Here is a 10,327-nt window from a genome sequence, read left to right on the forward strand (position 1 = left end):
AAGTTCCTTATTTTAATTATAATGCTAAGAAATTTCTTTTTAAAAGCCTTAAATAAATATGCCTCTAAATGGTTTGTTTTAGGTATTGATATAATTCTTATTTGCTTTGCATTTATCATAGCTTATGCCATACGTTTTAATATTAGTTTAGATTTTGATATTTCAAGTTTGAAGGAACAATTACCTATCGTAATAATTATCTCTTTAATTAGTTTTCTTTTGGTAGGTTCTTATAAAGGAATTATAAGACATACAGGAACAAAAGATGTGTTTAACGTTTTTTTTGGAGTTACCATTTTTAGTGTATTTATAGGGACGCTTGTAGTTCTTAACCAGTTTTTAGAAATTTACAAAGGTTTTACAATCCCTAAGTCGATTATTTTAATACACTATTTGGTTTCTGTTTTTTTATTAATTATAAGCCGGTATATATTTAAGGCTTTTTACGAAGTGATTTCGACGGAGTTGAAAACAATCACCAATGTTTTAATATATGGAGCAGGAGATTCAGGAATGATTACTTATGGTGCTTTAAATAGAGAAAGAGGCAATAATTATGATATTTTAGGTTTTATAGACGATGATCTCAACAAAATCAATAAAAAAATAGACAGAATAAAAATATATAATGCTTCTAAAATAGATAAAGAATTTATAGAAAATCATGATATTGATGAAATCATCATATCGATTCAAAAAATCAAACCGAATAGACTTTTAGAAATTACAGATCAATTATTGATTTTAGGAGTTGAGGTAAAAATAGTGCCACCACTTTCTCAATGGATTGAAGGTGATTTACAAGCAAATCAAATCAAACAAATCAACATCGATGATTTATTAGGAAGAGAAACCATTTCTATAAATAACCCAATAGTTAAAAGAGAAGTTGCTAATAAAATAGTTTTGGTTACTGGTGCAGCAGGGTCCATTGGTAGTGAAATATCGAGACAATTAGCCAATTATAATTTAGAACTACTTATTTTAGTAGATCAATCAGAATCTTCTTTGTATGATCTACAACAAGAGTTGTTGCAAAGCGGAGAAAATAATTTTAAGGCTTTAGTTGCAGACGTTAGAGACTTCAAAAGAATGCAAGAAATATTTGAAAAATACCAACCTCAAAAAGTCTTTCATGCGGCAGCCTATAAGCATGTTCCTTTGATGGAAAACAGCCCGTATGAGGCCGTTCGAATTAATGTTTGTGGGACAAAAAATATTGCAGATTTATCGTTACAATACAAAGTTGAAAGATTTGTGATGGTTTCAACCGACAAAGCAGTAAACCCAACAAACGTAATGGGAGCAACTAAAAGATTGGCAGAAATGTACATTGGCTGTTTGAGTAACAAAAAAAGTGATACGAAGTTTACAATCACTCGTTTTGGAAATGTTTTAGGATCCAATGGGTCTGTAATCCCATTATTTAAAAAACAAATAGAAAATGGTGGCCCTTTAACGGTTACTCATAAAGAGATTACTCGGTATTTTATGACCATTCCAGAGGCCTGTAGATTGGTTTTAGAAGCAGGAACCATGGGCGACGGAGGAGAGATTTATATTTTTGATATGGGCAAATCGGTAAAGATTTTCGATATGGCAAAAAGGATGATTTCACTTTCTGGATTAAAATATCCAGAAGATATTGATATCAAAATTATGGGTTTACGACCAGGAGAAAAATTGTATGAAGAGTTGTTGGCAAACGGAGAAAACACTATAAAAACCTATCATGAAAAAATTATGATTGCGAAATCTCCTGATATACATTATAGTGAAATTAAAAAACAAATCATAGAACTAACGGAGAAAAATGCGACTTTCACAAATTATATGATTGTTGAGTTGATAAAAGAAATTGTACCAGAATACATCTCTAACAATTCAGTCTATGAAAAACTAGACGTTAATGGCTAAAGAATCAATATAAAATATTATTTTCGCAAAAAAGAATATTGATATGAATTTATTTTTAAGTAAAATAAAACCATTTATAATAATTACTATTTTAGGGGTCTTCTTTTCGTCCTGTGTCTCCAATAAAAAAATAGCGTATTTTCAATATGATGAGATTGATCAAGCGAAAGTAAGTAATGTGTACAAAACGGTTTTTAAACCAGATGATTTACTACAAATTACAATTTCATCAGATGATTTAGAAGCAGTAAAACCTTTCAATCTGCCCGCTGTAGCTTTTGCGGTCACGACTAACTCGGTTGTTGGGCAGGCACAGCAATTGACTTATTTAATTGATAGCAATGGGGAGATCGATTTTCCCATATTTGGAAAATTAAAAATCGGAGGATTGACAAGAGAAGAGACCATTCAATTATTAAAAAACAAGTTAGCTCCTGATTACGTTAAAAATCCTACAGTTAATATTAGAATCGCTAATTTTAAGATTACAGTGCAAGGTGATGTTGCTAAACCAGGAACTTATAATATCCCTAATGAACGAGTGACTATTTTAGATGCCATTGGATTGGCTGGCGATTTAAATATTTCTGCTAAAAGAGATAATATCATGGTAATTCGTGAAGAGGGAGATTTAAAAAAAGAGTATCTAGTAAATTTACTATCAAAAAAAATATATACATCTCCAGTTTTTTATTTACAACAGAATGATGTTATTTATGTAGAGCACAATTATGCCAGAATCCAATCAGCATCTAGTAATAGTAACACTACCTTATTTATTTCATTAACAGGTTTAATTATTACTATTGTCTCACTTTTAACCAGATAAAAATGCAAAAAAATAATACTTTTTTAGATGCTCAATTAGAAGAGAATGAAACCTTAAATATTAGAGAGGAATTAGAAAAATATCTATTACATTGGAAATGGTTTATAGTGGGGCTTCTTTTAGCACTTGTTGTTGCTTTTTTATATCTGAGATATACAACACCTCAATATAATGCCACCGCAACAATCCTAATTAAAGACAATCAAAAATCAGGTATTTCTAAAGAGTTGGAAACTTTTAAAGATTTAGGCATTATTGGTGGGGGTTCTAGTAACAACACAGATAATGAAATTGAAATTATCAAGTCTAGAAAAATTATTGGTCAGGTTGTTGATTCTTTAAATTTGGATATTACTTATATCATAGAAGGAAGAGTGGTTAATTCAGAGATTTATGGTTATGGTAATCCGGTCTATTTTGATTTAATTGCTAAAGATTCTACTTTTTTCTTAAAAGATACTACTATTGCAATATCACAAAAAAACGCTCTTCAATATGATATTAAAAATCTTGAAAAGGAAATTGTTGCTACTCATAATTTTGATGAAATTATAAATGCTAAGTTTGGTGATTTTAAAATTGAAAAATTAAATGATTTTGATCAAGATATTTTTATAGTTCTAAATAGGAAATCGAAAGTAATAGACAGCTATAAAAATAAGCTTAATATTAGTCCTGTTAATAAAAATTCTAGTGTTTTAACTTTATCTATCAATGATCCCGTTCGAGCCAAAGCAGAAGATTTTTTGGATGAATTAATTAGACAATATAATATTGATGCGGTTAACGATAAAAGTGAAGTTTCTAAAAAAACAAAAGAATTTATTGATGAAAGGTTGAAAAATATATACATCGACTTAGCCTCTATTGAAGATGAGGTTAAAGATTATAAAAATACGAATAATATTACAGGGCTTTCTATTGAGGGAGAATTAGCGTTGGAAAATGCTTCAAAAAATACAGAGAAACTCGTAAAAGTAAAAACAGAATTAACCTTAGCAAAAGGGATTTTTCAGAGTTTAGACAGAGATATCTTAGAAAATGAAACGCTACCGCAAAATTTAGGCTTTTCAGATGCTAGTATTGGCAATTCCATAGAAAAATACAACGAATTAGTTTTAGCAAAAAATAGATTAAGCATCAATGCTGGAAATAAAAACCCACTTTTAATTCAATATCTTTCAGAAATTGAAACCCTAAAATCAAATCTTAAAAGAAGTATCCGTAATTTGATAGCTTCTCTAAACTCAGAACTAAAAACACTGCAAAATGCTGCTTTTGTAGTAAATAATAAAGTATCTTCAATTCCCGAATTGGAGAGAGGGTTTATTGAGATAGCAAGACAGCAAGAAATCATTTCAACACTATATTCTTACTTACTTAAGAAAAAAGAAGAAACTGCTATTTCTTTAGCTGTAACAGTTGCTAATGCTAAAATTATTGATGTGGCATACAGCACAGCAATTCCTGTCTCTCCCAAAAGAAAAATTATTTATTTAGCCGCTTTATTAATTGGGCTTTTAGTTCCTTTTGTTATTATTTACATTGTAAATCTACTAGATACAAAAATTCATAATAAGAAAGACATCGAAAATAATCTAACTGTACCCTATTTAGGAGATATTCCAAAATCTGAAACGAAAGAAAAAATTATTGTCGGTCACGATGAAAGGTCTAGTGGATCTGAAGCTTTTAGATTGATTAGAACCAACCTAGATTTTATGCTAGCGAACAACACAAAGACGAGTAAATTTATTTTTATCACTTCAACGACAAGTGGTGAAGGAAAATCTTTTATATCGATAAATCTAGCAGCAACCTTAGCGCTTTCTGGTAAAAGGGTTTTATTAATGGGAATGGACTTAAGAGCTCCAAAAGTTACAGAGTATTTGGGAATTGAAAGTAAAAAGGGTATTACAAACTATATAACCAACAAAAACTTAACTTTAGACGATATTAAATTTAACATTCCTGAAGCGGAAGGTTTAGATATCATATCTTCTGGTGCAATTCCACCCAATCCGGCTGAACTTCTAGTGAGTAAAAGTGTTGAAAACCTTTTTGATGAGGTGAAAAATTATTACTATTATGATTATATAATTGTAGATACGGCACCAGTAAATTTGGTAACAGACACATTGCTAATTGCTAAATATGCAGATATGTTTTTATATGTGGTAAGAGCAAATTATTTAGACAAAAGATTATTAGCGGTTCCTGAAGAATTATATAGAAATAAAAGACTACCAAACATGTCTATTGTTCTAAATGACACAGACCCCAAGAGAAGCTATGGCTACGGTTACGGAGGCTATGGGTACGGTTATTTAGCTCAAGAAAATAAGCCTTGGTATAAGAGAATATTTTCTAAAAGTTAGAAAATGATAAGTTTAAAAAAAGAGGCTGTCTGAAAAGGAACTTATGTCTGTTCGAGACCTTTGGAAAAAAATTATCAAGCGGTTATAATGACGAAAGACAAATGCTTGTTAGCATGTCTGTTCGAGACCCGAGAAAAATTTTTATCAAACGATTAGAATGACGTAATGTCTCCTCGAGCGCAGTCGAGAGGTTTTAATGAGGTCTCGACTGCGCTCGATCAGACATATATTAGTAATTTGTAAAACAGCAATTTACAAGCTACGTCAATGGTAGCGCAGTCGAGAACTAATATAAATTTCTGATAATCAGTAGTATTTTGTGAACCTCGTTCGCTACTTTCAATCAAAAAAAATTATTGATCTCAGTAATGCTCAAGGAGATAAAAAATTAAATAAACCTTTCAGATAGCCTTTTTTTTTAATTAAATATTGTAATATTACTCTTTAAAAGCTTCTGAATTTTTTTCTGAATTTTCTCAGTTCCAATTTTTTTTAAGAGTTCTAAATGATGATTATGATGCGTATCAGTACCCACAAAATCATATAAATCTTTTTTTAATAAGTCATTGCTTATATTTTGAACGTTTTTCCCATATTGTTCAGTCAAGGATAATAAATTGAGTTGAAACAAACAGCCCGCTTTTTTTAGTTTATAATAGTTATCAAAATCATTATGATAGAAATTATATCTTTCAGGGTGTGCTAAAACAGGTTTATAGCCTTTCAGTTGGATTTCAAATAATATTTCATACAAATTTATTGGAGCATTAAAATAAGACATTTCAACTAAGATATAGTTGTCTTTTAAGGTCAAAAGATCATTGTTTTCTAATCTCTTAGAGAATTGTTCATCCATCATATATTCTGCAGCAGCATTTATGTTGATGTCATCAAGTCCTTTTTCTTTTAATATTTTTTGAACTTCATTCAACTTCGTTTTTATTGTTTCAGATGAATTCGGATATACATCTCCTAAAACGTGAGGTGTCGTTATAAAGTTCTTAATTCCGTAAGAATGCATTTTCGAAATAAGTGCGATTGAGTTTTCTATATTTTTAGCACCATCATCAATTCCTGGCAATAAGTGAGAGTGTATATCAACAAATCCTTGCGGGAAAAATTCGGTTAGGGGAATTTCTTTTTTCTTAAAAAAAAACATGAAAATTAAATTTATACAAATTTACGACTTTTATAATTATTTTATTGAACGAAAACGATTGAAATTTTGTTCACCATTGCTCATTATTATAAGATATCATATATTTGATTAAAATAGAAATTATGATTTTAATTGCTGACGGAGGTTCTACAAAAGCAGATTGGATTGCTATCAATAACGAACAGAAAGAAGAATTTAGAGTGAGAACTCTTGGGTTGAATCCTGCTGTGGTAGCTGAAGAAGAGTTGACAAATCGAATTATTAATATGTTTCAACTTATTAATATCAAAGATGATGTTTCTGAAATCCATTTTTACGGAGCTGGTTGTGGAACTCCAAAACCAGCGGCAATTTTAAAAAATATATTAGAAACAATATTTATAAATGCCAAAGTGCTCGTTTCTGAAGACATGTTAGCCGCTGTCTATGCTGCTACTGGTAAAGAACCGGCGATGGTTTGTATTTTAGGAACAGGATCTAACAGTTGTTATTTTGATGGAACAAATATGCAAATGTTAGTGCCTTCATTAGGCTATATTTTAATGGATGAAGCCAGTGGTAATTATTTTGGAAAAAAACTAATTGTAGATTATTTCTATAATAAAATGCCAAAAAGTATTGCCTTAGAATTTAAAAAGGAATTCAATTTAGATCCAGATTATATTAAAAGAAATATTTATAAAGAAGTAAATCCGAATATGTATTTAGCCTCTTTTGCTAAATTTATGTTCGACTTTAAAGATGAGAAATATATTAAAAGACTCATTAAAAAAGGATTTCAAGAATTTTTTAAATACCGCGTTTTACCTTATCATATTAGTAGTGAAACACCCGTTTACTTTATTGGTTCTATAGCTCATTATTTTAGAGATATTTTAGAAAAGGTCGCAAACAAAAATGATTTGCAAATAACCGATGTTATTCAAAGACCCATAGATAATTTATTGGAATATCATAAAAATAATATCAACCTATAAAATCAAGAATTCTTTCTAATTTCATGCCTCTAGATCCTTTAATTAAAATCGATTGATCCTCTAGAGGATTTTTATTGATGAAATTTTTCAATTCATCTAAGTTTTTAAATTGGTGATTTTTTGTTTTAGTTTTAAAAAAATGCTCGCCAATATAAAAGGTATTTGAAAAAGAAAAACCATCTGTTAAATCTACAATTTCCTGATGTTCTTTAGAGCTATCATCGCCTAATTCAAACATATCTCCTAAAAAGACAGTTTTATATGTATTATCCATTCTAGAAAAATTTTCCAAAGCAACCTTCATACTAGAAGGATTTGCGTTGTAGGCATCTAAAATAATATGATTTTTTGCTGTTTCAATGATTTGTGAACGATTGTTCGATGGAATATACTGTTCAATGGCATTTTTAATCTCTAACTCACTGATGTCAAAATATTTTCCAATAGTAATCGCTATAGCAATATTTGTATAATTATAATCTCCCACCAAATTACTCTGTATTTCTAAAGCTTCAAAGGACAATTTTACAAAAGGGTTAGCTACTAAAAATTGAATGTTTTCAGGAAAATAAACGGTTTTACAATTTTTGGTTTTTTCAACCTGAATTTTATCATTAGGATTTACGAAAATTGTTTTATCATGGGCAATCAAATGGTCATACATTTCGCTCTTCCCTTTAATAACACCTTCAATACCTCCAAAACCCTCTAAATGAGCCTTACCAAAATTCGTGATATAACCAAAATCTGGAAGTGCAATATCACATAAAAAAGCAATTTCTTTTTGATGGTTGGCACCCATTTCTACAATGCCAATTTCTGTTTTTGGAGTCATAGAAAGCAATGTTAACGGGACACCAATATGATTGTTTAAATTTCCTTTTGTAGCAGTTGTTGTATATTTTTTTGAAAGTACAGTGTTGATTAATTCTTTAGTTGTCGTTTTTCCATTACTACCTGTTAAAGCAATGATAGTAATTTTTAATTGAGTTCTGTGATAGTTTGCTAACTTTTGCAACGTTTTTAAAACATCATCAACTAAAATAATATGCTCATTTGTTTTAAATTTTGCTTCATCAACTATAGAGAAACTAGCACCGTTTTTAAGTGCTTCTTCAGCAAATTGATTGCCATTAAAATGATCGCCTTTTAAAGCAAAAAACAACGTATTTTTCCTGATGTTTCTAGTATCAGTATCTACCAAATAATGCTTTTTGTAAAGACTGTATATCTCTTTTATTTCCATTTTTTAAATATAAAAAAAACCTCATTGTAAAGTTACAATGAGGCTGCATATTTTTTAACAAAAAACTATCTACTTGGGTGCCTAGCTTTTCTTTTTTTATAACTCATGGGACCTAATTGGTCGGATACACATCTAAAACCAATAAAGTTGGTCGCCATATATTCTGGCAAGTATCTTCTCTGAGCAGGATCTAACCAATATTCTCTATCAGCCCAAGAGCCACCTTTGTACACTCTCGTTTGATCACTTATTAAAGTTCTACGCATTTTTGAATCATTGGTTAATACATCTCTTCCAGTGATAGAATCTCTAACTCTCGAAGGTCTTTTTGGTGAGTTGTACATACTTGGTCTAGACGCAAACCGATCTTCATCATCTTGATAAAAACGAGTAGAATTTAAATCACCATCACCAATATTTGCATTGTCTGCTTTAGAGAAATTGGTTCTAAAGGTAGCATCATCTCTTGTAATTGGTACATATTTAATGGTTCCTGGTAATTGTCTTGGTATGATAGTTCCATTTGGTAATGTGTCGTATTCTACAGCGGCTTCATCACCAATAATAACAACCTTACCTTCTTGATTAATAAACTTTTTGGTAAATAAATTACCTCTAAAATAATTAAAGTCATTTGCTTCATTGTCTATTATCGGTCTGTAGACATCGGCAACCCATTCGGCTACATTTCCAGACATATCATACAGGCCAAACGCATTTGGTGGATATGATTTTATTCTAATAGGAATGTCAGAACCATCAGAACTCCAACCTGGTAAACCACTATACTGTCCTTTACCTTGTTTAAAGTTCGCTAATTGATCTCCTCTAAATCTTTTAGATTTTGCTCTTGTGTATTTACCATTCCAAGCATATTTTTTTCTACCTCTAATATTGTTGTATTCTCTATTTTCTACAATTGCTTTTGCGGCAAATTCCCATTCAGCTTCTGTTGGCAATCTAAATCTTTGTTGAAGAACACCATCTGCTTGTGTGATTTTTCTTCCTTCAAAAGCACCTGCATTAGATCTCGAATTTCTTGTTCTAACACCTCTTTTATAAATCGTTGTATCGCCTTCAAAAAGCTTAGAATCATCTACTAAAAATACATCTGTATCAAAAAAGTTCCGAATAGAATCGTTTTCGAAAATGTTTTCAATATGACCTTTGTCTATTAATTTTTTTAAGTTAACAGCATTTGTTCTCCATTTACAATATTCGTTTGCTTGCAACCAAGTTACGCCAACAACAGGATAATCTGCATAAGCTGGGTGACGAAAATAGTTTTCAGTTAAAATATCTGTATTTCCTAAACTCTTTCTCCAAACAAGCGTATCTGGCAATACGGAACTATATATATGTCTGTATTTTTCTTCAGAAGGAGAAAATACATCTTTCATATATTGTACATATAAAAAGTATTCTGAGTTGGTAACTTCTGCTTCGTCCATAAAAAACGAACGAACATGAATCTTTTTAGGTGTTGTGTTCCAATCGAACATTACGTCATCTTGAACCTGTCCCATTGTAAAAGAGCCGCCTTCAATAGAAACCATTCCAAGTGGTGCATCTTGCCCATCAAAAGAACTATTTCTTATATAATTTCCGTTTTTGGGATCATTAAAAGACAAGCCTGTTAATCTAGATTTACCTGAAGTAGATTTGTTACAATTCGCTAAAAGTAGTGTTGTGAAGACAACTAGAGTGATTTTATATATATATTTCATTTTCGAATAGAAAATTATTAAGGGTTTTTTATTAACTGATGCAATTTACAATAAATATCATTTAGAGCAAGAAAAATATAAAATTTAACGCATC

Annotated in this window: 7 protein-coding genes; 4 read left to right on the forward strand and 3 right to left on the reverse strand. The window is 30.3% G+C overall.

Annotated elements, in window-relative coordinates; translation table 11 throughout:
• The first annotated feature begins 21 nt into the window (after window positions 1–21).
• Genes Q0998_RS03585 through Q0998_RS03595 form a run of 3 tightly spaced genes read left to right on the forward strand, consistent with a single transcriptional unit; the run spans window position 22 to window position 5,124 of the window.
• Window positions 22–1,917 carry a nucleoside-diphosphate sugar epimerase/dehydratase gene (locus Q0998_RS03585; protein ID WP_299666371.1) on the forward strand — a complete coding sequence of 632 codons (1,896 nt, stop codon included), beginning with the start codon at window positions 22–24 and terminating at the stop codon, window positions 1,915–1,917.
• 43 nt (window positions 1,918–1,960) lie between these two features.
• Entirely contained in the window at window positions 1,961–2,746 is a 786-nt protein-coding gene (locus Q0998_RS03590) for a polysaccharide biosynthesis/export family protein (RefSeq protein ID WP_299666373.1), read from the forward strand.
• Between the two features lie 2 nt (window positions 2,747–2,748).
• Window positions 2,749–5,124: a polysaccharide biosynthesis tyrosine autokinase gene (locus tag Q0998_RS03595; protein ID WP_299666375.1), complete on the forward strand. Its 2,376-nt coding sequence runs from the start codon at window positions 2,749–2,751 to the stop codon at window positions 5,122–5,124.
• Window positions 5,125–5,542: 418 nt separating this feature from the next.
• On the opposite strand, the gene Q0998_RS03600 is transcribed toward Q0998_RS03595, so the two are convergent.
• Window positions 5,543–6,283: a CpsB/CapC family capsule biosynthesis tyrosine phosphatase gene (locus Q0998_RS03600; RefSeq protein WP_299666377.1), complete on the reverse strand. Its 741-nt coding sequence runs from the start codon at window positions 6,281–6,283 to the stop codon at window positions 5,543–5,545.
• Window positions 6,284–6,405: 122 nt separating this feature from the next.
• Between Q0998_RS03600 and Q0998_RS03605 the strand changes: the two genes are divergently transcribed.
• Window positions 6,406–7,260 carry an N-acetylglucosamine kinase gene (locus Q0998_RS03605; RefSeq protein WP_299666379.1) on the forward strand — a complete coding sequence of 285 codons (855 nt, stop codon included), beginning with the start codon at window positions 6,406–6,408 and terminating at the stop codon, window positions 7,258–7,260.
• On the opposite strand, the gene murF is transcribed toward Q0998_RS03605, so the two are convergent.
• Window positions 7,250–8,506, reverse strand: a complete 1,257-nt coding sequence (murF, locus tag Q0998_RS03610; protein ID WP_299666381.1) for a UDP-N-acetylmuramoyl-tripeptide--D-alanyl-D-alanine ligase — start codon at window positions 8,504–8,506, stop codon at window positions 7,250–7,252. The two genes, Q0998_RS03605 and murF, sit on opposite strands and share 11 nt — an antisense overlap.
• A 65-nt stretch (window positions 8,507–8,571) precedes the next feature.
• Complete coding sequence (gene gldJ / locus Q0998_RS03615; protein ID WP_299666383.1) at window positions 8,572–10,233, reverse strand: gliding motility lipoprotein GldJ; 1,662 nt, start codon at window positions 10,231–10,233, stop codon at window positions 8,572–8,574.
• Window positions 10,234–10,327: the final 94 nt, after the last annotated feature.

This window comes from uncultured Polaribacter sp. (assembly GCF_947501385.1).
GTDB lineage: Bacteria > Bacteroidota > Bacteroidia > Flavobacteriales > Flavobacteriaceae > Polaribacter.

Excerpts from the sequence above, each read along its gene's own strand:
- Q0998_RS03585 (WP_299666371.1), top strand. The coding sequence starts at position 22 with ATGCTAAGAAATTTCTTTTTAAAAGCCTTAAATAAATATGCCTCTAAA.
- Q0998_RS03590 (WP_299666373.1), top strand. The coding sequence starts at position 1,961 with ATGAATTTATTTTTAAGTAAAATAAAACCATTTATAATAATTACTATT.
- Q0998_RS03595 (WP_299666375.1), top strand. The coding sequence starts at position 2,749 with ATGCAAAAAAATAATACTTTTTTAGATGCTCAATTAGAAGAGAATGAA.
- Q0998_RS03600 (WP_299666377.1), bottom strand. The coding sequence starts at position 6,283 with ATGTTTTTTTTTAAGAAAAAAGAAATTCCCCTAACCGAATTTTTCCCG.
- Q0998_RS03605 (WP_299666379.1), top strand. The coding sequence starts at position 6,406 with ATGATTTTAATTGCTGACGGAGGTTCTACAAAAGCAGATTGGATTGCT.
- murF (WP_299666381.1), bottom strand. The coding sequence starts at position 8,506 with ATGGAAATAAAAGAGATATACAGTCTTTACAAAAAGCATTATTTGGTA.
- gldJ (WP_299666383.1), bottom strand. The coding sequence starts at position 10,233 with ATGAAATATATATATAAAATCACTCTAGTTGTCTTCACAACACTACTT.